This is a genomic window from Bradyrhizobium sp. AUGA SZCCT0283 (assembly GCF_018130385.1).
Classification (GTDB): domain Bacteria; phylum Pseudomonadota; class Alphaproteobacteria; order Rhizobiales; family Xanthobacteraceae; genus Bradyrhizobium.
On record NZ_JAFCLU010000013.1, the window covers coordinates 110049 to 131913 of the forward strand.

A 21865-nucleotide genomic window follows, 5' to 3' on the forward strand; every position below is an offset into this window, starting at 1 on the left:
CCAGCTTGCGGGGGAGTGAATGTTGCTTTCGGCCTCGGAAGGATCTTGAGATGAAGCGCGCCCGGCTTGCGGAGGGGCTCGACGTCACGGCGATCGGCCTCGGAACGGCTCCCCTCGGCGGATTGTTCTCGCCGGTCAGCGACGCTGATGCAGAGGCGACAATCGAGCGCGCCTGGTCGCTCGGGGTCCGCTTCTTCGACACCGCGCCGCTGTACGGTTTTGGATTGGCCGAGCGCCGCCTGGGCAGTTTTTTGCGCCAGCAAAAGCGGGATTCATTCGCGATCTCGACCAAGGTCGGGCGCCTGCTGCGCTCAGCCACTGCCGCTCCGGAAGACGACCACTACAAGGGAACACCCGCCGAGCGGCCGCAATTCGACTTCAGCTACGACGGCGTGATGCGCTCGGTTGAGGAAAGCCTCGCCCGTCTCGGGCTCGACCGCGTTGATGTACTGCTCGTCCATGATCCGGATGACCACTATGAGGATGCAGTCGCCGGTGCGTTCCGCGCGCTCCGGCGCTTGCGCGACGATGGCACGGTCAAGGCGATCGGCGCCGGTATGAATCAATCCGAGATGCTCGCCCGCTTCGCCGAAGCCGCGCCGGTCGATTGCTTCCTGCTGGCGGGCCGCTACACGCTGCTCGACCAGGGCGCGCTGACGACGTTGTTTCCGATCTGCCATGCGAAGAGCATCGGCATCATTCTCGGCGGCATCTACAACAGCGGTATCCTCGCGAACCCGCGCACCGGCGCGAAATTCAATTACGAAGACGCCGATGCGGCTCTCGTCGCCCGCGCGCTGGCACTGGAGGCGCTGTGCCGCAAGCATGGCACGGAGCTCAAGGCGGCCGCAGTCCAGTTCTGTATGACCCATCCGGCGGTAACGGTCGCGCTGCAAGGTGCGCGCACCGCTGTGGAGGTTTTGGATAACATCGCGATGGCCGAGCGGTTGGTGCCGTCCTCCTTCTGGCAGGAGCTGCGCGAGCGCAAGTTCGTCGATGCGTCCGCACCACTGCCGGGTGGAGCCTGAACCATGGTGATCGACGGTCATCAGCATTTCTGGGATCCCGCGCGCGCCGATTATCCCTGGATGGAGGCGCCTGAACTCGCGCGGATCCGCCGGGCCTTCGGCCCGACCGATCTCGCGCCGCTGCTTCGCGCCAACGGGGTTGATGGGACCATCTTGGTGCAATGCCGTTCCTCGATCGAGGAGACCGAGGAATTCTTGCGCGTCGCCGTTGCGACGCCCTTCGTCATCGGTGTGGTCGGCTGGGTCGACCTGACGGACGGCGCGGTCGGGGAGACGCTCGAGCGGCTGCGCGGCTCGCGCGGAGGCGACAGGCTGGTCGGCATTCGTCACCAGGTGCACGACGAGCCCGATCCTGATTGGCTGCTGCGGGAGGACGTGCAGCGCGGCTTGACCGCGGTGTTTGCGCACGATCTCACTTGCGATCTCCTGGTGCGAACGCGTGAGATGCCGGCCGCGATCGCAACTGCGCAGGCCTTTCCGCAAGGGCGCTTTGTCCTCGATCACGTCGCCAAGCCGTCGATCGCCAAGGGATTCAGCCGTGAATGGGCCGATCTTCTCGTCGCACTCGCCGCCTGCGGCAATGTCTGGTGCAAGATTTCGGGTCTCGCCACCGAGGCCAGGTGGAACGACTGGAATGCGGAACGTCTGCTTCCGTTCGTCGCGCACGCCGCCAAATGCTTTCGCGAGGATCGTCTGATCTTCGGCTCCGACTGGCCGGTGTGCTTGCTCGCAGGAAGCTATGGCGCGACCAAGGACGCGCTCGAGGAGTGCCTGACGAAGCTTGGTCCGCACGTGCGCGACAAGGCCTTTGGAGCGAATGCTCAGCGGGCTTATCGTCTTCCTTCTCATCTTGTGCGAGAAGGTGGTGCGTAGCGCCGGATGAGAGGTTCTGTCCGCGAACTCACCCGGGCGCTCTCCCAGAAATGGGGGCGAGGTCAGGCAGCGCAGCTTTTCGGCTGCCCCGGTCCTGCTGCGGTTCGCGATTCATCCGCCTGTCGCAAAACCTTCGACGTACAGTCAACTTGAACGGGCAACCTTCGTCACGATTCGACGAGGATGCCGGGAATGCCGATTGGGATACGCGCGAAGCAAGGGTTGACCAGACGTCAATTGCTGGTTCGGTCGGCATCCACGGTCGCGCTCGCAGGATTGGGAGGCCTCGCCAGGCCCTATCTGAGCCGCGCCGCGGACCGACCATACATAGCGAGCGGGATTGCATCAGGCGATGTCTCCACCGATTCCGCTGTCATATGGGCCCGAGCCGATCGGGCTGCTCGCATGCAGGTGGAGTGCTCGGCCACCGAAAGCTTCAAGACCATCATTGGCGTTGCATCATCGGATGCACTGCCGGACCATGACTTCACATCGAAGCTTTTGCTCGAAGGTCTTCCGCCCGGGCAGGATATTTTCTACCGGGTGCGGTTTGAGGATATCGGAGCGGCCGGGATTTCCGGGGCAGCGCAGGTCGGCCATTTTCGCACCGCACCCGTGGAGCGACGCTCGATATCATTTGTCTGGTCGGGCGATAGCGCCGGTCAGGGCTGGGGCATCGATCCCGGCCGCGGTGGCATGCGGACCTACAGGACCATGCTCGAAAACCGCCCGGACTTCTTCATTCATTCCGGCGATCACATTTACGCCGATTGTCCGATCGAAGCCGAATTGAAGCTACCGGATGGGGACGTGTGGCGGAACATTGTCACCGAGGAAAAATCCGTTGTCGCCCATAGCCTCGCGGAGTTCCGTGGCAACTACAAATACAACCTGCTGGACGAAAATCTGCGCGCCTTCAATGCGCAAGTGCCGATGTTCGCACAGTGGGACGACCATGAAGTGACCAATGACTGGTCTCCGATCGGGACCGCCGACGAGACCGGTTACGCCGAGGACGGCAGTTCCCGGCTGGTGGGACGGGCGGCGCGTGCGTTTCACGAATTCATGCCGATTCGTAACCTCCCTGCGCAAGCGGGTCGAATCTATCGCAGGGTCGGGTACGGGCCGCTGCTCGACGTCTTTCTGATCGACATGCGCAGCTATCGCGATTCGACATGGAACAATCGCGACGACCGCAGCGACGCCTGCATTCTTGGCCCGGCGCAACTGGCCTGGTTGAAGCGCGAACTCGCGGCTTCTGACGCGACATGGAAGGTCATCGCAGCCGACATGCCGATTGGATTGATCAGCGAAGATGCAATTGCGCTCGGCGACGGGCCGCCGGAGCGGCGCGAATGCGAGATTGCCGATCTGTTGTCGTTCATGAAACGCGCCGGCATCAGGAATACCGTGTGGTTGACGGCCGACATGCACTATACGGCCGCACATCGTTACGATCCGAACCGTGCCGTATTCCAGGATTTCGAGCCGTTCTGGGAATTCGTTTCCGGGCCGCTACATGCGGGGACCTGGGCGCCTGGCCAACTGGACAATACGTTCGGACCTGCGGTGGCGTTTCAAAAGGGCTGCAGTCCGGAGCAGGGCGAAAACCTCGCGCCCTGCTTCGGGCTACAGTTCTTCGGCCGGGTCGATGTCGATGGCCAGTCGGAGGTCATGACGGTGACCCTGAAGGACGTGGACAACCGGGATTTATGGTCGGTGGATATCGTACCGCGGCCGGACGCGCGGCCGGGCGAGCTTTTGGCCCAGCATATCTGATCCGACTAACCCAGCCCTAAAGACGGGTACCGCTGACCGGTGCCTGCTGGAGCACGTATCGTCTGACGATTCGGAACCGGGAATCCGCTTTGTCCTGGCGGAACAGTGCAATCGCGTCGATCGCGAGCGTCTTGAGACCAATTGCGGAAAAGCGTTCCGTCAACATCGCCAACAAGGGGTCGCGGCGCTCAGTGTCGAGCCGACCGGTCAGCGTCATGTGAAAGCGGAAATCGTCCATCACATAAGGGTATCCCCAGCGCTCAAGGTGTCCGCGTTGCACAGGCGTCAATCGGGAAGGATTGCGGCGCGCACGATCAGCTTCGGTGAGCGGCGCACGGAACGAATCGAATTCGCTGACGCAATCGGCCGCAAGCTGGATCAGTTCCGGTGGCGGCTCGGCCGGGATCACCGCAATAAAGCCGCTGATTGAACCGACAACTGGTCTGATGACTGGAATTGTCCGGGGTGCCGAGGCGAATGCAGCACATGCGTCGAGAAGCTTGGCCTCGGATTTGCCGGGCGCCAGCGACATCGGCGCCTTCAGCGTGGCGTGAAAACCGTACTTTTGCGGATCGGCAGTCGCGTTGCGCCAGTACGGGACCGCCTGCAGGATGCCATCCGGAAAAGGCAGCTCCTCCCCATCGAACGCGTCATAGCCGAGCAATCGTGCGCCGAAGCGATCGAGGTCGCTTCCAAGCTCCGGGGCATAGTAGATCGCGTAACGTGGATAATTCGACATTGGTTTAGAATAGTGCCGCGCTACGCGACTGCAACTGCCTTGCGCGGTATCGGCGATGAACTGCGCAGACGGCCTACCTCGGTCAGATGCACCAGGCGTCCCGCGGCGATGACCGCGACGATCCGCGGCCGCAGCGGCACCTTGTCATCGACGAGGATGACATCGGCGCGCTGACCCGCAGCCAGAACGCCGCGGTCGGCGAGGCCGGCGGCGCGGGCGGGTGCTGCCGATATCAGCTGCCACGCATCGGCAAGCGGCAATATGCCGTCGGCGGCAAGCCGGAAGGCGGCCAACAGCGGTGCCGGATAATAATAGTCGGATGCCAGCACTGTGCATAAGCCCTTGGCGATCATGTCGGACGCTTTGGTCCAGCCCGTATGACTGCCGCCGCGCACGACATTTGGCGCGCCGAACACGATGAAGTCACCGGCCTTGGCCGCTTCGCGTGCCGTTTTCTCGTTGACGGGGAATTCGGCGATGGCGACGCCCTGCGCCCGAAACGCCTTTCGCATGTCGGGACTTTCGTCGTCGTGCGACAGCATTCGCACATTGGCCTCACGCGCCGCCTGGGCCAGCCGGGCGATCGAAGCGGGGACGTCGTGGGCGCGGGAAACGACGCGGGCGACGAGCCTGTCGAACGCCTCGCTTGAAAGACCGGTTCGCTCCACCATGCGGCTGCGCTTTTGCGGCTTGGCAAGGTCGCCGACCGTCGAATCCATATGGTCGTTGAACGCGAACAGGTCGATGCGTCCCTCCGAAAGCCACTTGATGATTCTGGCTTCGGCGTCGAGATTGTAGGTCTCGTGGCGCAAATGGAAGCGGGTGTCGGCTGCAAGTTGCGGCCGCATCGACTCGATTGCCTGCAGCAATCGCCTGGCATTGTCGCCGCTGCGCAGGCCGGGCTCCCACGACCATGTCGTGGCGTGGTAGACGGTCGTGATCCCGTTGCCGATCGCCTGCCGGTCGCTGTCGATCAACGCCACATCGACGGGAAAATCGATGCCGGGGCGCGGCATCATCTGCCGTTCGAACGCATCGCCATGCAGATCGACGATGCCGGGCAGCACCATCAGGCCGTCCGCATCGAGTCCCAGTGAACCACGGCTGTGGTCCGCGTCCAAGGCGCTGATCTCGCGGCCCACGATCCGCAACGACGATTCACGAATTTCGTTGCCGAGCAGCGCCCGGCCACCTTCAATGAACAGTTCGGTCACGATGCCGCACTCTGGTTGAAACGGAGGCCGCCCGATGCGGAAGCGGCTTCGTACTTTTCGAGAAAGCCCTCGACATCAAGCTTGCGGAAATCGGGCAGGGCGCGGCGAAGCGTCTCATGGTCCCAGTCCCACCACGCAAGCTCCGCCAGCCTGCCGGCGACATCTTCCGGAAACCGTCGCTTGATGATCCGTGCCGGATTTCCCCCGACGATGGTGTAGGCCGGGACATCCTTGGTCACGATGGCGCCGGCAGCGATCACCGCGCCGGTGCCGATATTGCGGCCCGGCAATATGATGGCGCCGTGCCCGATCCAGACGTCGTGGCCGATATGGACGTGGTGTTCGCGCCGCCATTCGAAGAAGTCGGTATCGTTGCCTTCTCCCGAAAAGTACGCGCTGGCGCGATAGGTGAAGTGGGCCTGGGAAGCCCGCTGCATGGGGTGATTGCCCGGATTGATCCGGGTCATCGCCGCGATCGAGCAGAATTTTCCGATCGTCGTATAGGTGATCTGCGCGTCGTTCACGACATAGGAATAGTCGTCCATCGTCACTTCATGCAGGATCGTGCGCGCGCCGACTTCGCAATAAGCGCCGAGTTTCGTGTCGTGCATTGTGGCGGTGGGATCGACGGTCGGGTCAACGGAAAGCATTTTAACGGCCATGCGAGCGTCCCTGCACGATAGAAGTAGTATCGAGGTTTCCCGTCATCGGCGGGCTTGATGACAATGTCATGACGACTGCATGACGGTCACTGTGGGTGTGGACGAACGCCGCAGCGCAGCGGGGTTGTCACACAACTGTAAAATCCAATCGCTAGCGATGATCCACGACTGGGCTCTGGAGCATTGCATGCTGGTGGTGGAAGGTTTGACGTGCCGTTTCGGCGCGAAGGCTGCGGTGGATGATGCGTCGTTTTCAATCGCGCCCGGTAGTTTTGTTGGCGTGATCGGCCGCTCTGGTGCCGGCAAGTCGACGCTGCTGCGGATGATCAACCGCCTGGCCGAGCCTTCCAAAGGCCGCATCCTGTTCGAGGGCGTCGATGTGACCGCACTGCGCGGCAGGGATTTGCGGCAGTGGCGGGCGCGTTCGGCGATGATCTTTCAGCAATTCAACCTGGTCGGCCGGCTCGACGTGTTGACCAACGTGTTGATGGGGCGTCTGGCCGATATCCCGTCCTGGCGCTCGCTGACGCAAATTTGGCCTGAACGGGACAAGGCGCTGGCGATGTCGGCTCTTGAGCAGTTCGATATGGCCTCGCTCGCCGCCCAGCGCGCCGACCAGCTTTCCGGTGGCCAGCAGCAGCGGGTCGCAATCGCGCGTGCGCTGGTGCAAGAGCCGGACATTATCCTCGCCGACGAGCCGATTGCCTCGCTCGACCCGCGTAACACGCGGATCGTGATGGACGCGCTGCTGCGCATCAACAAGCATTTCGGCATCACCGTGATCTGCAACCTGCATTCGCTGGATCTGGCGCGGACCTATTGCGACCGCCTGATCGGCATGTCGGCAGGCCGCATCGTGTTCGACGGCGCTCCGGCAACGTTGACCGAACATATCGCGCGCGAGCTCTACGATCTCGAGGCCAATGAAGTCATGGGCGGCGCGCCGGCCCAAGCGCCCGCAGTATCCGGCGTTCCGGCGCTCGACACCGCAGCTGCGGCCTGAGTCGTTGCAAAAGTTCAAGGTAGCCGGTTGCAAACCTGCAATCGGCCAAACAGCGTAACCACACCAAGAGGGCACACCATGATCAATCGTCGCATCGTTCTTGCCGGCGCCGCCGCGCTGGCGTTTTCAACCTCCGCCGCCTCGGCGCAGGACTGGAAGAGCAAATATCCGGAACTGACCTTCGCGGTGGTGCCGGCCGAAAACGCCTCCGGTGTCACCGAGCGCTGGGCACCGTTCACCGCCTATCTTTCTAAGGAACTTGGGGTGAAGGTGACACTCCGCATCGCCAACGACTACGCCGCTGTCATCGAAGGACAGCGCTCCGGCAACATCCAGATCGCCAGCTACGGTTCGGCGTCGTTCGCACGCGCGCGGCTGACTGGCGTCAAGACCGACGCCTTTGCCAACGATATCAATGCCGATGGCAGCACGGGCTATTATTCGGTGTTCTTCGTCAAGGCGTCGAGCCCGTACAAGAACATTGATCAACTGAAGGGCAAGAATCTCGGCCTGGTCGATCCGAATTCGACGTCGGGCAACAATGTGCCCCGCTTCGAGCTCGACAAATTGGGCATCTCCGATGCCGACGCCTATTTCGGCAAGGTTGTTTTCACCGGCAGCCATGAGAACGCCATGCTGGCGCTCTCGCAGGGCACGGTAGAAGTCGCCGCCAACCAGTGGACCAGCGACGACGATTCCACGCTCGCGCAGATGCTGACCAAGGGCATGCTGAAGAACGCCGACGGTACACCGATGAAAAAGGATGATTTCCGGATCGTCCACAAATCGGCGCCGATCATCAATGGGCCTTATGCTTATAATTCGGAGCTGCCGGAAGAATTGAAGGCCGCGATTGCCAAGGCGTTCACGGAGGCCCCGACCAAGGACAAGGCAGCCTTCGACCGCCTGTCTGACGGCCAGAAGAAGGGCTTCCATGCCGCCACCACCAAGGATTGGGACGCAACCATCGACCTGATCAAGTTCGTGGACAATCTGCGCAAGAAGAAAGCGTCCTGAACCCAGCCGCAAACAAGAAAAGCCGGGCCCCGCACGGCCCGGCGCTTTTCCGTCCATATCCTACCAAAGCAGCAGATTGAATGACCGTCGCCGTTTCCATGCTTCCGGAGCAACAGCTGGCGGTGCTGAATGATGCCTATCGGAAGGCGGTTGCGCGCAAGCGATTGCGCCTGACGCTGGCAACGGCGGTATTCTTCGCGGTTCTCGTCATCGCAGCCATCGGCGCGGAGGTGAATCCCGGAACCTTCGTCAACAAAATCGGAAACTTCGTCAGCTATTTCGACCGTATCGCCACGCTGGAGAGCGGCGCACGGGTCTGGTCCGATACTGGCGAGTGGTTCTGGGGTTGGAAAAAATGGCTGGCGCTGCTCGGCGAGACCATCCTGATCAGCTATGTCGGCACCCTGGCTGGGGCGATCCTCGCCTTTGCGCTCAATTTTCTGGCTGCCGAAAACACTTCGCCGGCGCCATGGCTGCGGTTTGCGGTCCGCCGCCTGATGGAGTTCTGCCGCACCGTTCCGGACATCGTGTTCGCGCTGATCTTCGTGATTGCGTTCGGCCTTGGGCCGATGGCCGGCGTTCTCGCCATCATGATCCATTCGGTGGGCGCGCTCGGTAAATTGTATTCCGAAATCGTCGAGAACATCGACATGAAGCCGGTCGAAGGAGTGCGATCGACCGGCGCGAGCTGGACATCGTGCATACGCTTCGCGGTAGTGCCCCAGGTTGCGGGGGGCTTTGCCAGCTACACGCTGCTGCGCTTTGAGATCAACGTACGCGGTGCCTCGGTCATGGGTTTCGTCGGCGCCGGCGGCATTGGCCAGGAACTCGTCGTCGCCGTCAGAAAATTCTTCTATTCCGACGTCAGCGCGATCCTGCTGATGATCATTGTCACCGTGTTCCTCATTGATATCGGTACCGGATGGGCGCGCGGGCGGCTGTTCGGCAAGGATGCGCGGTCATGACACGGCTGCCTGCACCGGACTCCGTGAATTTGCGCGACCGGTATCCCGACGTGTTTGACCGGCCGCTATCCTCCCGTCTCGCGATCCCGGCGATGCTGCTTGGAGCGTTCGGGATTTTCGTGCTCGGACTTGTCGAGCTGGAGTTTTCTCCCGCGCGGATGCTGGCGGGGTTGAATCAGCTCGGCTGGATCACAATGATGATGATCCCCCCCGATCCGGGCTCTTCGCTCCCGGCCTATCTCGTTGCGCTCGGGGAGACCCTGTCGATCGCGCTGCTGGGCACCACGCTTGCCGCCATATTCGCGCTGCCGGTCAGTCTGCTGGCGGCAAGGAATATCGTGCCGTCGAATATCTTCCGGTTCCCGGTTCGCCGGTTTCTCGATTCGATCCGCGGCGTCGATACGCTGATCTGGGCGCTGGTCTGGATCAACGTTGTCGGTCTCGGCCCCTTTGCCGGCGTCCTGGCGATTGCGGTGTCGGATTTCGGCGCGTTCGGCAAATTGTTCTCCGAAGCGATCGAGGCAGCCGACAGGAAGCAGGTCGAGGGCATCCGGGCGTCCGGCGGCAATACATTGCACGAAATACGCTTTGGCCTGATACCGCAGGTGCTGCCCGTGATCGCCGGGCAGGTGCTTTATTTCATCGAATCGAACACCCGCTCTGCGACCATCATCGGAATCGTCGGTGCGGGCGGCATCGGCTTGCAACTGGCCGAGCAGATCCGGGTACTGGAGTGGCAGAAAGTTTCATTCCTGATTTTGATGATTCTGGTGGCTGTCGCCGCGATTGACTGGATTTCCGGCAAACTACGGTTTGCGATCATCGGAAAACGCGCGGTCATTTAACCGCAGCTAGCTGTTCTCGATCACGAATTCGACCCGCTCGGCGGCAAAGCGCGCGCGCGTGGTCAGGAGCGGCTTGCCGTCGGCATCGACATCGGTGCTGTCGACCACCAAAACCGGGCGTCCCAGCGCGAGATCGAGCCTAACAGCATCGGTAGCATCGACGATGGCGGCAGCGACCCGGGTCGAGGCCCGGCGATAGTCGCGGATGCCGTAATGCGCCAGCAATTTGGTCGTCGAGCGCACGCGCTCGTAGACGCGCCCGGCATCGGGAAAGCGCCCCGCCGCGAGCCAGGTGGTGCCGACGCAGATCGGAGTGCGGTCGGCCAGCCGCAGCGCTTCGATCCGAATCAGCGGCGCGCCGGTCTTGAGGCCAAGCTGCCGCGCCAGTTCACGGGTCGCAGGTTCATCAGTCGCGCTGAGTAACTGGCCGCGTGGCTCGCGTCCGCCGGCGCCGACAATCTCGGAAAACCGTGTGCGGGAGCGCAGCGGATAGGCGATTCGCGGCGCTTCGACATAGGTGCCGCTGCCGCGTTCGGCACGCACCAGGCCGCGCTCGGCCAGCGTCGCGAGTGCCCGGCGCACGGTGTGTCGGTTGACGCGATAGGTTCCGGCGATCTCGATCTCGCCCGGCAGCTTTTCGCCGGCAACAAAGCGGCCGTCGGCAATGCCGCGCTCGATGCCATCGGCGACCTGCCGCCACAGCGCGACGCCGGAGCCGGTGTCCTGGATGCTCATGGCGTGAAATATGCCATCGGGAAAAATCACCTCGTTGTCACGAAATCGTCATGGCGCTTCGTTATCAAGTTGTCTAGTATCATAGACAACTTGATTCCGGCAAGGCCGATATGATGGCGAGTGACGAAAGTCTGGCAGACGAAAACAGCGGGCAGGCGCGGCGCAAGGCCGTGATGGCGGTGCTGGCTCATTCCACAACGGCCGAAATAGCCGGGCGCCTAACGACGATCGCGGTGCCAGTGCATGAAGACCTACGCGAGCCAGAGAACGGGCTCGTCATGGTGCGCGGTCGTGTCGGTGGCGATGGCGCGGCCTTCAACCTCGGCGAAGCCACGGTTTCACGCGCAGCGGTGCGGCTTTCGACTGGTGAGATCGGCTTCGGCTACACGCTCGGCCGCGACGGTGCGAAGGCACGGATGGTCGCACTGTGCGACGCCCTGGTGCAATCGGATGAATTCGCTGGCCTCGTGGAGACAAAGGTGATCGCGCCGCTGCGCGCCGCGATATCAGCGAAGCGGAGTCGCAAGGCCGCGGAGACAGCGGCGACGCGGGTTGAATTCTACACTTTGGTGCGCGGAGAGGGCTGATGACGACGGTTGCCGAACTGCCCGCAGGATTTGCCGACAAGGTATTGTCGGCGCAATCGACCTTCCGGTCCGTCATGGATGCGATGGCGCGTCCCGGCAGCGTTCAACGCATTGCGGCGGTCTCCGGTACGCCCGGTACGATGATGCGTGGCACCGCGGCCGTCGCGCTGACCCTGTTCGACCATGATACGCCGGTCTGGCTCGACAAGCGGATGTCGGCGACGCCGGATGTTGCCAAATGGCTCAAATTCCACACCAGCGCGCCTGTCATTGCGGATTCCTCGATCAGCAGCTTTGCTTTGATAGGCGATCCCCAATACCTTCCAGCGCTCGAATACTTCGCGTTCGGCAGCAATGAATACCCCGATCGTTCGACGACGCTGATCCTGCAGGTCGAAAGTCTGGCGCAGGGGCCCTCCCTCGAGTTGCGCGGACCGGGAATCGACGGCGCGGTGATCCTGCGGGTCTCGACCCAGCCGCAAGATTTGTTCGAACGGCTTGCGATCAACGTAAGCCTGTTCCCGCGCGGCATCGATGTCGTGCTGGTCGATGACGATGCGATTGTCGCAATACCGCGCACCGCGCGGCTGGCCGCAAGGGAAGGCTAACCATGTATGTTGCCGTCAAAGGAGGCGAACGCGCCATCGAGAATGCCCATCGCCTGCTGGCGCATGAGCGGCGCGGCGACCGTGACGTTCCCGAGGTCTCGCTCGCCCAGATATCCGAGCAGCTTTCGCTTGGCGTCGACCGCGTCATGACCGAGGGCTCGCTGTACGATCGTGAGCTGGCGGCGCTCGCGATCAAGCAGGCGCGTGGCGACATGATCGAGGCGATCTTCCTGGTCCGCGCCTTCCGCGCCACTCTGCCGCGTTTCGGTGCAACCGAGTCGGTCGATACCGGCGCGATGCAGGTGCGGCGCCGGATTTCCTCGACGTTCAAGGATATTCCGGGCGGACAGATTCTGGGACCCACTTTCGATTACACCCATCGCCTGCTGGATCCGCAGCTAGCCGAAGGGTTTGCTCCCGAACAACCGATGACGGGTGAGGCGTCGATGGCGGCGACGCCGCGCGTTACAGACATTCTCGGCCGCGACGGCCTGATCGAACCGTCGCCAGAGGCCGAGGCCGATTCGATCGTTGGCGACCTCACGCGCGAGCCGCTCAGCTTCCCGGCTGATCGCGATTTGCGCCTGCAAAATCTGGCGCGCGCCGACGAAGGCTTTCTGCTGGCGCTCGGCTATTCGTCACAGCGTGGCTACGGCCGCAACCATCCCTTCACGGGCGAAATTCGCTTCGGCGAGGTCGAGGTCGAATTCATGGCCGAGGATGCCGGCTTTGCCGTGCCGCTCGGTGCGATCACGCTGACCGAATGCCAGATGGTCAACCAGTTCAAGGGCTCGGCCACCGAAGCGCCGTGTTTCACACGCGGCTATGGGCTGGCATTCGGACAGAGCGAGCGCAAGACCATGTCGATGGCGCTGGTGGATAGGAGCTTGCGGGCTCGCGAACTCGGTGAAGAAGTTGTCGCACCAGCCCAGGACGAAGAGTTCGTGATGTCGCATTCGGACAATGTGCAGGCGACCGGTTTCGTCGAACATCTCAAGCTGCCGCATTACGTGGACTTTCAGTCCGAACTCGGCCTGTTGCGCAAGTTGCGCAAGGAATTCGCCGAGGCTGCAGAGGTGCCGCTGATGCAGGAGGCCGCCGAATGAACGCGCCGGCTTACAATTTCGCCTATCTCGACGAACAAACAAAACGGATGATCCGCCGCGCGATCCTGAAGGCGATTGCGATCCCCGGCTATCAGGTGCCGTTCGCCAGCCGCGAAATGCCGATGCCCTATGGCTGGGGCACCGGCGGCGTGCAGGTCACCGCGGCGATCCTGGGGCCGCAGGACGTGCTGAAGGTGATCGACCAGGGCTCCGACGACACCACCAATGCGATCTCAATCCGAAAATTCTTCGGCAAGACCGCTGGCGTTGCGACCACGACCGCTACGAACGACGCAACCGTGATCCAGACGAGGCACCGGATTCCCGAAGCGCCGCTGCATGGCGGGCAAATTCTGGTTTACCAGGTGCCGATCCCCGAACCACTGCGGTTCCTCGAACCACGCGAGACCGAGACGCGGCGGATGCACGCGCTCGGCGAATATGGCCTGATGCACGTCAAGCTGTACGAGGACATCGCGCGCTTCGGCCATATCGCGACCTCCTACGCCTATCCGGTCAAGGTGAATGCGCGTTATGTAATGGACCCGTCACCGACGCCAAAATTCGACAATCCGAAGATGGACAATTGTCCGGCGCTGCAATTGTTCGGTGCCGGCCGCGAGAAGCGCATTTACGCGATTCCGCCGCATACATCAGTGGTTTCGCTCGATTTCGAGGATCACCCCTTTACGCGCTACCGGTTCGACGCGCCCTGCGCGCTGTGCGGCGCCGGCGATTCCTACCTCGATGAGATCGTGACCGACGACAAGGGCGGCCGGATGTTCGTGTGTTCGGATACCGATTACTGCGAAGGTCGTCAGTCGGCCGGTCATCGCGGCAGCGAGAGCGCAGTTCCGCACAAGGAGAGGGCGCATGGCTGAGCATGTGAGCGCTGCCAATGACGATCAACCCCTTCTGGTGGCAGACAGTCTCGGCAAGACATACGGCCGCCTGACCGCCTGCCGCGACGTGTCCTTTGCGCTCTATCCCGGCGAGGTGCTGGCTGTTGTCGGCGAGTCCGGATCGGGCAAGTCGACCCTGCTGCAATTGCTGTCGGCGCAGTTGGCGCCGAGCGCGGGCCGGGTTTCGTACCGGATGCGCGATGGCGTGTTGCGCGATCTGGCAGCCCTCGGTGAGGCCGAGCGGCGCTTTCTGTTCCGGACCGATTGGGGTTTTGTGCATCAGGACCCCGCGCAGGGCCTGCGGATGGCGGTCTCCGCCGGCGCCAACGTCGGCGAGCGGCTAATGGCGGTGGGCTGGAACCATTACGGCCGCATCCGTGACACGGCGTCATCCTGGCTGGAGCGTGTCGAAATCGACACCGATCGTATCGACGACGCGCCGCGGACCTACTCGGGTGGGATGCGGCAGCGGCTACAGATTGCGCGCAATCTCGTCACCGAGCCGCGGTTGGTCTTCATGGACGAGCCGACCGGCGGACTCGACGTATCGGTGCAGGCGCGGCTGCTCGACCTGATGCGCAATCTCGTCAGCGAGCTCGGTCTTGCCGCCATCGTCGTCACCCACGACCTCGCCGTCGCCCGGCTGCTGTCGCACCGGGTGATGGTGATGAAGGGCGGCCGTGTCATCGAAACCGGGCTGACCGACCAAGTGCTCGACGATCCCCGTGAGCCCTACACCCAGTTGCTCGTTTCCTCGATTTTGCCGGCATGAGCCAACCAATGACTGCGATGATCGACATCAGCAACGCCGAAAAGACTTTTACCATGCATCTGCAAGGCGGCGTCGAGCTGCCCGTGGTGCGCGGGGTCTCGTTTCACGTTGCACCCGGCGAGTGCGTGGTGCTGTCGGGGCCGTCGGGCGCCGGCAAATCCTCGATCCTGAAAATGATCTTCGGCAATTACCGCTGCGATGGCGGGCGGATCGGCATCCGGCATCGGGGCGTGGTGATCGATCTTGCCACGGCCGAGCCGCGGCAGGTGCTCAGCGTGCGCCGCTCGACCATCGGATATGTCAGCCAGTTCCTGCGTGCGGTGCCGCGAGTCGCCACAATCGATGTGGTGGCGGAACCCTTGATTGCGAACGGATCCGCACGCGCGGAAGCCCGCGACAGGGCGGGCGCGTTGCTGCGCCGTCTCAACATTCCCGAGCGGCTGTGGGCACTGCCGCCATCGACGTTCTCCGGCGGCGAACAGCAGCGGGTCAATATTGCCCGCGGGTTCATTTCCGATCTGCCAATTCTGCTGCTGGACGAACCGACAGCCTCGCTCGATGCAGCCAATCGTGCGGTTGTCGTTGAGCTGGTTGAAGAGAAGAAGCGTCAGGGCGTCGCGATGGTGGCGATCGTGCATGATGACGAAATACGCCACCTGATTGCCGACCGCATCGTCGACGTGACGTCATTTGCCGCCGCCGCTTGAAGGAAGAGATGTGAGATGACAAGGCAGGAAATCATCCTCGGTAACGCCCGCATCGTGCTGGCCGATCGCGTGATCGAGCGCGGCTGGGTCGCCTTTGTCGACGGCCGGATCGCCGAGTTTGGCGAGGGCAGCGCGCCGACAGGCAGCGAGGACGCCGGCGGCGACCTGATCATGCCCGGTTTGATCGAGCTGCACACCGACCATCTTGAAATGCACTATGTGCCGCGCCCGAAAGTATTCTGGGATCCGATCGCGGCGGTGGTTTCCTACGACGGGCAGTTGGCCACTTCGGGCATCACCACCGTTCTGGATTCGCTGCGGGTCTGGCGCGAGGATGGCGCCGAAGAGGTTGACGGCCGGGCAGGCGTGCTGGCGGAGGCGATCACATCCGCGCGCGATGCCAACCTGCTTCGTGCCGATCATTTCCTGCACCTGCGCTGCGAAATCCCGATGCCGAGCGTCGTCGAGGAAGCCAAGGAGTTGATCGACCGGCCGGACGTGCGGCTGATGTCGCTGATGGACCACACGCCGGGCCAGCGTCAGTTCCGCGACGAGGTCAAGCTGCGCGACTATTATCGAGGCAAGGGGGGCGGCAGGACCGACGCCGAGCTCGATGCGCTGTTCGAGAAGCGCTTCCACTATCAGAAGACGTATGCTGCGAGCAACATGCGCGAAATCGTGGCTCTTGCGCATCAATACGAAATTCCGCTCGCCAGTCACGATGATACGACCGAAGAAAATGTCGCCGATGCGATTCAGGATCGCGTTTCGGTGGCGGAATTCCCGACCACGATGGAAGCCGCGCGCGGGCTGCATCAGGCCGGCATCGGCATTCTGATGGGGGCGCCGAACGTGGTGCGCGGCGGCTCGCATTCCGGCAACATCGCCGCGGTCGACCTCGCCCGCGAGGGGCTGTTGGACATCCTGTCGTCCGATTACATTCCCTCGAGCTTGCTGATGGCAGCGCTGCGATTGCCGCAGCATGCGCCTGCGATCGATCTGGCATCCGCCATTCGCACCGTCACGAAGACACCGGCCGAAGCCGTGGGTCTTGCAGACCGTGGCGAAATCGCCGTGGGCAAACGCGCCGATTTGATCAGGGTGCATGTTGCGCGCGACATTCCGGTGGTGCGCAGCGTTTGGCGCGAAGGGCGGCGTGTGGCATGACGGAAGCTCCGACCATAGCCGCCGACCCATCGGCGGCCGCGATCGGGCCGGGGCGACTGATTCTGGTGGTCGGCCCAAGTGGCGCCGGCAAGGATACGTTGCTTGGGCTTGCGAAATCTGCCTGCGCGGATGATCCCAACATTGTCTTTCCGCGCCGCGTGATTACACGGCAAGCGTCGGCATCCGAGGATAATGAGGAGGTGAACGCTGGTACCTTCGAGGCGGCGCTGGCGCGTGACGAATACGCCATGCACTGGCAAGCGCACGGCCATTGCTATGCGCTGTCGCGTGCGATCGACGACGATCTCCGCCGCGGGCACACCGTGATCGCCAACGTCTCGCGCACCGTGATCGCCACGATGCGTCGCGCGTATGCCGACGTTGTGGTGGTCTCGATCACGGCGCCGCCGAACGTTCTGGCGGAACGGCTGGCGATGCGGGGCCGCAGCAGCGACGGCAGGATTGAGTACCGGCTTAGTCGCGCGGTGGACGAAGCCGCGCCTGACCTCACGATCGTCAACACCGGCAGCGCCGAGTATCACGCGCGTCAGCTGGTCCGGGCCATCAAGGGCGAGAAGTGGGACGAGTAAGCGGGGGGAACGAATGTCTGTTATCGCGACGATCGAGCAGCTCGAGGCGATCTACGGTTTTCCCAATGAGGCCTCGACTGTCAAGGTCGCTGATCGGGTTACACCGCCCTATCGGGCGCTGATGGATAAATCACCGTTTGCGGCGCTGGCGACCTGCGGGCCGGAGGGATTGGACTGCTCGCCGCGCGGCGATCTGCCCGGCTTCGTGCGCATCCATGATGAGAAGACGCTGATGATGCCGGACCGCCGCGGCAACAACCGCTGCGATTCCCTGCGTAATATCGTTCGCGATCCCCGGGTGGCATTGCTGTTTCTGATCCCGGGTTCCGGCAGCACGCTGCGCGTCAACGGCCGCGCGCAGGTTTCGGCCGATCCCGAGCTATTGGCGTCGTTCAAGATGGATGGCAAGGCGCCGCGCACGGTCATCGTCATGACGGTGGAAGAGATCTATTTCCAATGCGCGCGTGCCATCGTCCGCGCCGATCTCTGGAATCCCGACAAGCGGGTCGACCCCAGGACCTTGCCGACTCCGGGCCAGATCCTCGCCGACATGAGCGATAACGCGGTGGGTGGCGAAAAATACGATCGGGAATGGCCGGAGCGCGCGCGGCAAACGATGTGGTGACGATCCGATGCCGCTTGCTCACTACTCCCTATGGGAGGGGTGAGCGCAGCGTCTGCGTCACGGCAGTACCGTTCCCATTTCAAATTCGGCGAGCTGGCGTAGTTGAGCGCAGCCAAAGCATTCCGCCGAGACACGGTACTGCGCGGGCATTTTGGCACTGCCATGCAGTACCGGGAAAGGCTGAAATAAGCGAAAATAATCGAGTGGTCGGATCAAGCCGTTGAAAAGAAAGGAAAATGCTTTAGGTCTATCCCTTCGATTATTTGTCGGGCCCAGAAATCGGTTGGACCGATTCAATCTGCGAAGTTCAATGAAAACAATATGTTAGGCTACCGCTTTTCCGTTGCGCCCATGATGGATTGGACCGACCGGCATTGCCGCGTCTTCCACCGTCTGATGACGCGGCGTGCGCGGCTCTACACGGAGATGCTGACGACCGGCGCCATCATTCATGGCGACCGCAGGCGGCTGCTCGGCTTCGATCCAAGCGAGCATCCGGTGGCGCTGCAGCTTGGCGGATCCGATCCCGGCGATCTCGCCACCGCTGCGAAGATCGGCGAGGATTTCGGCTACGACGAAATCAATCTCAATGTCGGCTGTCCGTCCGACCGGGTGAAGGACGGCCGCTTCGGCGCCTGCCTGATGGCGGAGCCGGCGCTGGTCGCCGACGGCGTTGCGGCCATGAAGCGCGCGGTCAAAATTCCCGTCACGCTCAAATGCCGGATCGGCATCGACGACCAGGACCCTGAAATTGCGCTCGACGTGCTGGCGCGCGGCGTGGTCGCCGCCGGCGCGGACGCGCTGGTCGTGCATGCCCGCAAGGCCTGGCTCAACGGTTTGTCGCCGAAGGAAAACCGCGATATCCCGCCGCTCGATTACGACAGGGTCTACCGGCTGAAAGCCGTGCTGCCGGATGTCCCCATCATCATCAATGGCGGCATCGCCAGTATTGCGGAGGCGAAGCGCCACCTCGACCACGTTGACGGCGTGATGCTGGGGCGGGCGGCCTATCAGGAGCCGTGGCGTTTGCTCGAAGTCGATCCGGAATTGTTCGGCGAGGCGGCGCCATACGCCACCATGAAGGACGTTTTCACAGCGATGCTTCCCTACATCGAAGAGCAGCTGGCGCAGGGAGCAAAGCTGCATTCGATGACGCGGCACTTCGTCGGCGCGTTCCACGGCGTGCCCGGCGCGCGCGCCTTCCGTCGCCATCTGGCGGAGAAGGGCGTCAAGCCGGACGCCGGCGTCGACGTGCTGCGCGATGCGATCGCGCTGGTCGAGGATCGCGCGGCGGCGTTGGTTGCGGCGTGAAGCGCTAAGCGGCGCGCTCTTCAGCGCGGCCCGCCAAAGTTGCGCATGTCGTGTTCTCTTCAGGCGGTCGCGAGGGTGGTTTGCGGCGCGTCTCCGCGCCACGCCCGCGCGATCAATTCGCGGATCGCCTCGCGCTCGATTCCGCGCGGATTCCAGTACGGGTTCTTCACGGCGAGGTCGGCGGCCTGGTCGATGCCGCTCTCGGGCATGCCGATCTCGCGCAGCGATGCCGGCGCGGCAAGCTTTCGCGCCAGATCGTGGAGGCCGAGCGCCGGGTCGGGCACGCCAAGCGCGGCGGCGATGCGCGTCATCGCGTCGGGCGCGGCAGGCGCATTGTAGGCGAGGGCATGCGGGAGGATGACGGTGTGGGTCTCCGCGTGAGGCAGATTGAACGACCCGCCCAGCGTATGGCAGAGCTTGTGATGCAGCGCCATGCCGACGGAGCCGAGGCAGATGCCAGCGAGCCAGGCGCCATAGAGCGCGTCGGTACGCGCGGTCCTGTCACCCGGCTGGGCGCAAATTATCGGCAGCGCCTGCGCCAGCGTGCGGATACTCTCCTGCGCCATCAGCGATATCACCGGGTTGCGATCCCGCGCATAGAGCGCCTCGACCGCATGCGCGATGGCGTTGATGCCTGACGTCGCTGATAGTTTCGGCGGCATCGTCATCGTGAGGTCGACGTCGTAGATCACGACCTCGGGCAGAATTTTCGGGCTCGACTGCGTGGTCTTGATGCCGCCGCTGGTCTGGCCGACCACCGGCGTCATCTCCGAGCCCGCGTAGCTGGTCGGCAGCACGATCTGCGGCAGGTCGGTGCGCAAGGCGATTGCCTTGCCGAGGCCGGTGGTCGAACCGCCGCCGATCGCCACGAGACAATCGGCCCGCACCTCGCGCACGGTTTCCATCGCCCGTTCCGTCACCTCAACCGGCGTATGCATGACGGCGCCAGTGAACACACCGGCGAAGCATTCACCGATCATCTCCCGGATACGCGCGACCAGGTCTTTCTGTCGCGGGGTCGCCAGCACGAGGGCGCGGGTGACGCCGAGGCGGGACAATTCGTCGGGCAATTGGCGCAGCGTGCCGGCGCCGAACACCACCCGCATCGGCGCGCTCTGATAGACGAAGTCTTGCATGGCCGCTCCTTGCGGACGAAACGGCCGGCTCCGGGATCAGATCGCTGCCGGAGCCGGACTTTCCGCGTTGATACCCCCCGGCTCAAGAGGCGGGCTGTGCAACCTTGCGCAAGCCGGCAGTCTCTTCAAGGCTGTTCGATGGTGCGTTCGCTGGCCGCCGGGCCCACAGGATAATGGCACCGGCTGCAATCGCTGCCGCGCCGATCGACAGGAACATTGGCGTCGGGCTCTGGTAATATTGCTGCAGTGCGCCGGCGACGAACGGGCCGAGAATGGCGCCGACCCGCGCGACCCCGAGTTCCATTCCAACCGCGGTGGCGCGCACGCCGGTCTCGTAGGACGCCGCGGTGAAGTTGTTCAGCACGAACTGCGCGCCGATGATGAAGAAGCCGGCTGCCGCAACCGACGTGATGTTGACGATGTGATCGTTCAGCGCCACGAGGGAGAGCACCGCGACGCCGCCGATCGCCCACCAGGTTGCGATCAGGCCGCGGCTGCTGCCGGACTTGTCGACCAGATGCCCGAGCACGAGAGCGCCGCCGAACGACATGATCTGCATCAGCGCGCCGAAACCGAAGCTGGCCGCAAAGGTTTCTCCCCGCTGCATCATCACGGTCGGAATCCACCCCGACAGGCCGAAGATGCAGAACAGGCTGAGGAACGCCGACGCCCAGATCGCGAACGTGGTCCGGCGATATTTGGCCTGGAGCAGCACCGCCACCGAGTTGACCGGCTTCTCCGCGTGTCCGACGGCAATTTCAGCCGACTGATAGACGCTTGCGCGCTCGGGCCGAAGCCTGCTGAGCATGTCGCGGATTTCGCCGGTGCGGCCTTGAAGGGCAAGGAACTTCGGCGACTCCGGCAACATGAAGTGCATGAAGGGAAGCAGCAGGAACGACAGCGACCCGATCCAGTACAACGAGGCCCAGCCGAATACCGGCGTAGCGAACACGCCGGCGACGCCGGCGAGCGTTCCGCCGAGCGCCCAACCGAGGGCAACGCCCCATAATGCAAACGTGTTAGCCACCCGCCGCGGTGCCAGCTCGTTGATGTAGGTCGTCGCCAAAGGCAGCAATACGCCCAGCCCGATGCCGGTCAGAAGCCGCAGGATGCAGAACGACAGGAACGAGTCCGCGGACGTCGCGGTCAGCAGCGTGAAGATGCTGGTGATCCACAGGCCCCCGAGCAAGGTGCCGCGGCGGCCGAGGCGGTCGGCGATGATGCCATGGATCGCAGCGCCGAGCAGGAAGCCAACGAGGCCGCTGGAGATCAATAGTCCGGCCTGGCCGGCCTGCAGGCCCCATGGCTTTGCCACATAGTGGATGACGTAGGCCGGATTGAACGTGTCATAGCCGTCGAACAGCGTGAGCAGTCCCATGATGGCGCCGAGGCGCCAGTGAAATTTGCCGACCTTTGCCTCGGCTAGTTCCTCGTGAAGATCGATTACCTTCGCAGTCATGGCCGTATCCCTCCCAGATGGTGATTATGTCGTGT

Annotated in this window: 23 protein-coding genes; 17 read left to right on the plus strand and 6 right to left on the minus strand. The window is 63.2% G+C overall.

Annotated elements, in window-relative coordinates:
• Nucleotides 1-50: 50 nt before the first annotated feature.
• The 3 genes from JQ624_RS19430 to JQ624_RS19440 all read left to right on the plus strand — a co-directional run bounded on the left by JQ624_RS19430 (nt 51) and on the right by JQ624_RS19440 (nt 3680).
• A complete protein-coding gene (locus tag JQ624_RS19430; protein ID WP_212420504.1) occupies nt 51-1028 on the plus strand; it encodes an aldo/keto reductase in 978 nt (325 codons plus the stop codon).
• A 3-nt stretch (nt 1029-1031) separates the two neighbouring features.
• Nucleotides 1032-1901 carry an amidohydrolase gene (locus JQ624_RS19435; protein ID WP_212420505.1) on the plus strand — a complete coding sequence of 290 codons (870 nt, stop codon included), beginning with the start codon at nt 1032-1034 and terminating at the stop codon, nt 1899-1901.
• 192 nt (nt 1902-2093) lie between these two features.
• The gene (locus JQ624_RS19440; protein WP_212420506.1) at nt 2094-3680 is read left to right on the plus strand and encodes an alkaline phosphatase; all 1587 of its coding nucleotides are present in this window, start codon (nt 2094-2096) and stop codon (nt 3678-3680) included.
• Between the two features lie 16 nt (nt 3681-3696).
• Here JQ624_RS19440 and JQ624_RS19445 read toward each other — a convergent pair whose 3' ends face one another.
• From JQ624_RS19445 to JQ624_RS19455, 3 genes are read right to left on the minus strand one after another with little or no spacing between them, the layout of a single operon-like run.
• Nucleotides 3697-4419, minus strand: coding sequence for a DUF1045 domain-containing protein (locus tag JQ624_RS19445; protein ID WP_212420507.1), 723 nt, complete (start codon nt 4417-4419; stop codon nt 3697-3699).
• Nucleotides 4420-4439: 20 nt separating this feature from the next.
• Nucleotides 4440-5633, minus strand: coding sequence for an alpha-D-ribose 1-methylphosphonate 5-triphosphate diphosphatase (locus JQ624_RS19450; protein WP_212420508.1), 1194 nt, complete (start codon nt 5631-5633; stop codon nt 4440-4442).
• Nucleotides 5630-6295 (minus strand): chloramphenicol acetyltransferase, encoded by a 666-nt coding sequence (locus JQ624_RS19455; protein WP_212420509.1) that lies wholly within the window; start codon nt 6293-6295, stop codon nt 5630-5632. Before JQ624_RS19455 ends, JQ624_RS19450 begins: the two co-directional genes overlap by 4 nt.
• Nucleotides 6296-6482: 187 nt before the next feature.
• Between JQ624_RS19455 and phnC the strand changes: the two genes are divergently transcribed.
• The 4 genes from phnC to phnE (JQ624_RS19475) all read left to right on the plus strand — a co-directional run bounded on the left by phnC (nt 6483) and on the right by phnE (JQ624_RS19475) (nt 10125).
• Nucleotides 6483-7298: a phosphonate ABC transporter ATP-binding protein gene (gene phnC, locus JQ624_RS19460; protein WP_212420510.1), complete on the plus strand. Its 816-nt coding sequence runs from the start codon at nt 6483-6485 to the stop codon at nt 7296-7298.
• A 78-nt stretch (nt 7299-7376) separates the two neighbouring features.
• A complete protein-coding gene (gene phnD, locus JQ624_RS19465) occupies nt 7377-8315 on the plus strand; it encodes a phosphonate ABC transporter substrate-binding protein (RefSeq protein ID WP_212420511.1) in 939 nt (312 codons plus the stop codon).
• A gap of 80 nt (nt 8316-8395) precedes the next feature.
• Nucleotides 8396-9280, plus strand: a complete 885-nt coding sequence (gene phnE, locus JQ624_RS19470) for a phosphonate ABC transporter, permease protein PhnE (protein WP_212420512.1) — start codon at nt 8396-8398, stop codon at nt 9278-9280.
• Nucleotides 9277-10125: a phosphonate ABC transporter, permease protein PhnE gene (gene phnE / locus JQ624_RS19475; RefSeq protein WP_212420513.1), complete on the plus strand. Its 849-nt coding sequence runs from the start codon at nt 9277-9279 to the stop codon at nt 10123-10125. Before phnE (JQ624_RS19470) ends, phnE (JQ624_RS19475) begins: the two co-directional genes overlap by 4 nt.
• A gap of 6 nt (nt 10126-10131) precedes the next feature.
• Here phnE (JQ624_RS19475) and phnF read toward each other — a convergent pair whose 3' ends face one another.
• Nucleotides 10132-10860: a phosphonate metabolism transcriptional regulator PhnF gene (gene phnF, locus JQ624_RS19480; RefSeq protein WP_212420514.1), complete on the minus strand. Its 729-nt coding sequence runs from the start codon at nt 10858-10860 to the stop codon at nt 10132-10134.
• Nucleotides 10861-10973: 113 nt separating this feature from the next.
• Between phnF and phnG the strand changes: the two genes are divergently transcribed.
• From phnG to dusA, 10 genes are all read left to right on the plus strand, one after another.
• On the plus strand, nt 10974-11447 hold the full coding sequence (gene phnG, locus JQ624_RS19485; protein WP_212420600.1) for a phosphonate C-P lyase system protein PhnG: 474 nt from the start codon (nt 10974-10976) through the stop codon (nt 11445-11447).
• The gene (gene phnH, locus JQ624_RS19490; protein WP_212420515.1) at nt 11447-12055 is read left to right on the plus strand and encodes a phosphonate C-P lyase system protein PhnH; all 609 of its coding nucleotides are present in this window, start codon (nt 11447-11449) and stop codon (nt 12053-12055) included. The genes phnG and phnH overlap by 1 nt, the downstream gene beginning before the upstream one ends.
• Nucleotides 12056-12057: 2 nt before the next feature.
• Nucleotides 12058-13161: a carbon-phosphorus lyase complex subunit PhnI gene (locus JQ624_RS19495; protein ID WP_212420516.1), complete on the plus strand. Its 1104-nt coding sequence runs from the start codon at nt 12058-12060 to the stop codon at nt 13159-13161.
• Complete coding sequence (locus tag JQ624_RS19500; RefSeq protein WP_212420517.1) at nt 13158-14042, plus strand: alpha-D-ribose 1-methylphosphonate 5-phosphate C-P-lyase PhnJ; 885 nt, start codon at nt 13158-13160, stop codon at nt 14040-14042. The genes JQ624_RS19495 and JQ624_RS19500 overlap by 4 nt, the downstream gene beginning before the upstream one ends.
• Complete coding sequence (gene phnK / locus JQ624_RS19505; RefSeq protein WP_212420518.1) at nt 14035-14835, plus strand: phosphonate C-P lyase system protein PhnK; 801 nt, start codon at nt 14035-14037, stop codon at nt 14833-14835. The genes JQ624_RS19500 and phnK overlap by 8 nt, the downstream gene beginning before the upstream one ends.
• Nucleotides 14836-14843: 8 nt before the next feature.
• Entirely contained in the window at nt 14844-15542 is a 699-nt protein-coding gene (gene phnL, locus JQ624_RS19510; protein WP_212420519.1) for a phosphonate C-P lyase system protein PhnL, read from the plus strand.
• A gap of 15 nt (nt 15543-15557) precedes the next feature.
• The gene (locus JQ624_RS19515; RefSeq protein ID WP_212420520.1) at nt 15558-16709 is read left to right on the plus strand and encodes an alpha-D-ribose 1-methylphosphonate 5-triphosphate diphosphatase; all 1152 of its coding nucleotides are present in this window, start codon (nt 15558-15560) and stop codon (nt 16707-16709) included.
• Nucleotides 16706-17299 (plus strand): phosphonate metabolism protein/1,5-bisphosphokinase (PRPP-forming) PhnN, encoded by a 594-nt coding sequence (gene phnN / locus JQ624_RS19520; protein ID WP_212420521.1) that lies wholly within the window; start codon nt 16706-16708, stop codon nt 17297-17299. Before JQ624_RS19515 ends, phnN begins: the two co-directional genes overlap by 4 nt.
• Nucleotides 17300-17312: 13 nt before the next feature.
• A complete protein-coding gene (locus JQ624_RS19525; RefSeq protein ID WP_212420522.1) occupies nt 17313-17924 on the plus strand; it encodes a pyridoxamine 5'-phosphate oxidase family protein in 612 nt (203 codons plus the stop codon).
• A gap of 321 nt (nt 17925-18245) precedes the next feature.
• Complete coding sequence (gene dusA / locus JQ624_RS19530) at nt 18246-19235, plus strand: tRNA dihydrouridine(20/20a) synthase DusA (protein ID WP_212420523.1); 990 nt, start codon at nt 18246-18248, stop codon at nt 19233-19235.
• A gap of 59 nt (nt 19236-19294) precedes the next feature.
• On the opposite strand, the gene JQ624_RS19535 is transcribed toward dusA, so the two are convergent.
• The gene (locus JQ624_RS19535; RefSeq protein ID WP_212420524.1) at nt 19295-20371 is read right to left on the minus strand and encodes a maleylacetate reductase; all 1077 of its coding nucleotides are present in this window, start codon (nt 20369-20371) and stop codon (nt 19295-19297) included.
• Nucleotides 20372-20453: 82 nt separating this feature from the next.
• Nucleotides 20454-21830: an MFS transporter gene (locus JQ624_RS19540; protein ID WP_212420525.1), complete on the minus strand. Its 1377-nt coding sequence runs from the start codon at nt 21828-21830 to the stop codon at nt 20454-20456.
• Nucleotides 21831-21865 lie beyond the last annotated feature (35 nt).

Bases quoted from the DNA above. Each gene is read 5' to 3' on its own strand.
- JQ624_RS19430 (WP_212420504.1), top strand. From the start codon at position 51: ATGAAGCGCGCCCGGCTTGCGGAGGGGCTCGACGTCACGGCGATCGGC.
- JQ624_RS19515 (WP_212420520.1), top strand. From the start codon at position 15,558: ATGACAAGGCAGGAAATCATCCTCGGTAACGCCCGCATCGTGCTGGCC.
- JQ624_RS19540 (WP_212420525.1), bottom strand. From the start codon at position 21,830: ATGACTGCGAAGGTAATCGATCTTCACGAGGAACTAGCCGAGGCAAAG.
- phnG (WP_212420600.1), top strand. From the start codon at position 10,974: ATGGCGAGTGACGAAAGTCTGGCAGACGAAAACAGCGGGCAGGCGCGG.
- JQ624_RS19535 (WP_212420524.1), bottom strand. From the start codon at position 20,371: ATGCAAGACTTCGTCTATCAGAGCGCGCCGATGCGGGTGGTGTTCGGC.
- phnE (WP_212420512.1), top strand. From the start codon at position 8,396: ATGACCGTCGCCGTTTCCATGCTTCCGGAGCAACAGCTGGCGGTGCTG.
- dusA (WP_212420523.1), top strand. From the start codon at position 18,246: ATGTTAGGCTACCGCTTTTCCGTTGCGCCCATGATGGATTGGACCGAC.
- phnD (WP_212420511.1), top strand. From the start codon at position 7,377: ATGATCAATCGTCGCATCGTTCTTGCCGGCGCCGCCGCGCTGGCGTTT.
- JQ624_RS19440 (WP_212420506.1), top strand. From the start codon at position 2,094: ATGCCGATTGGGATACGCGCGAAGCAAGGGTTGACCAGACGTCAATTG.
- JQ624_RS19445 (WP_212420507.1), bottom strand. From the start codon at position 4,419: ATGTCGAATTATCCACGTTACGCGATCTACTATGCCCCGGAGCTTGGA.
- phnH (WP_212420515.1), top strand. From the start codon at position 11,447: ATGACGACGGTTGCCGAACTGCCCGCAGGATTTGCCGACAAGGTATTG.
- phnF (WP_212420514.1), bottom strand. From the start codon at position 10,860: ATGAGCATCCAGGACACCGGCTCCGGCGTCGCGCTGTGGCGGCAGGTC.
- phnN (WP_212420521.1), top strand. From the start codon at position 16,706: ATGACGGAAGCTCCGACCATAGCCGCCGACCCATCGGCGGCCGCGATC.
- phnE (WP_212420513.1), top strand. From the start codon at position 9,277: ATGACACGGCTGCCTGCACCGGACTCCGTGAATTTGCGCGACCGGTAT.
- JQ624_RS19435 (WP_212420505.1), top strand. From the start codon at position 1,032: ATGGTGATCGACGGTCATCAGCATTTCTGGGATCCCGCGCGCGCCGAT.
- phnK (WP_212420518.1), top strand. From the start codon at position 14,035: ATGGCTGAGCATGTGAGCGCTGCCAATGACGATCAACCCCTTCTGGTG.
- phnL (WP_212420519.1), top strand. From the start codon at position 14,844: ATGACTGCGATGATCGACATCAGCAACGCCGAAAAGACTTTTACCATG.
- JQ624_RS19455 (WP_212420509.1), bottom strand. From the start codon at position 6,295: ATGGCCGTTAAAATGCTTTCCGTTGACCCGACCGTCGATCCCACCGCC.
- JQ624_RS19495 (WP_212420516.1), top strand. From the start codon at position 12,058: ATGTATGTTGCCGTCAAAGGAGGCGAACGCGCCATCGAGAATGCCCAT.
- phnC (WP_212420510.1), top strand. From the start codon at position 6,483: ATGCTGGTGGTGGAAGGTTTGACGTGCCGTTTCGGCGCGAAGGCTGCG.
- JQ624_RS19525 (WP_212420522.1), top strand. From the start codon at position 17,313: ATGTCTGTTATCGCGACGATCGAGCAGCTCGAGGCGATCTACGGTTTT.
- JQ624_RS19500 (WP_212420517.1), top strand. From the start codon at position 13,158: ATGAACGCGCCGGCTTACAATTTCGCCTATCTCGACGAACAAACAAAA.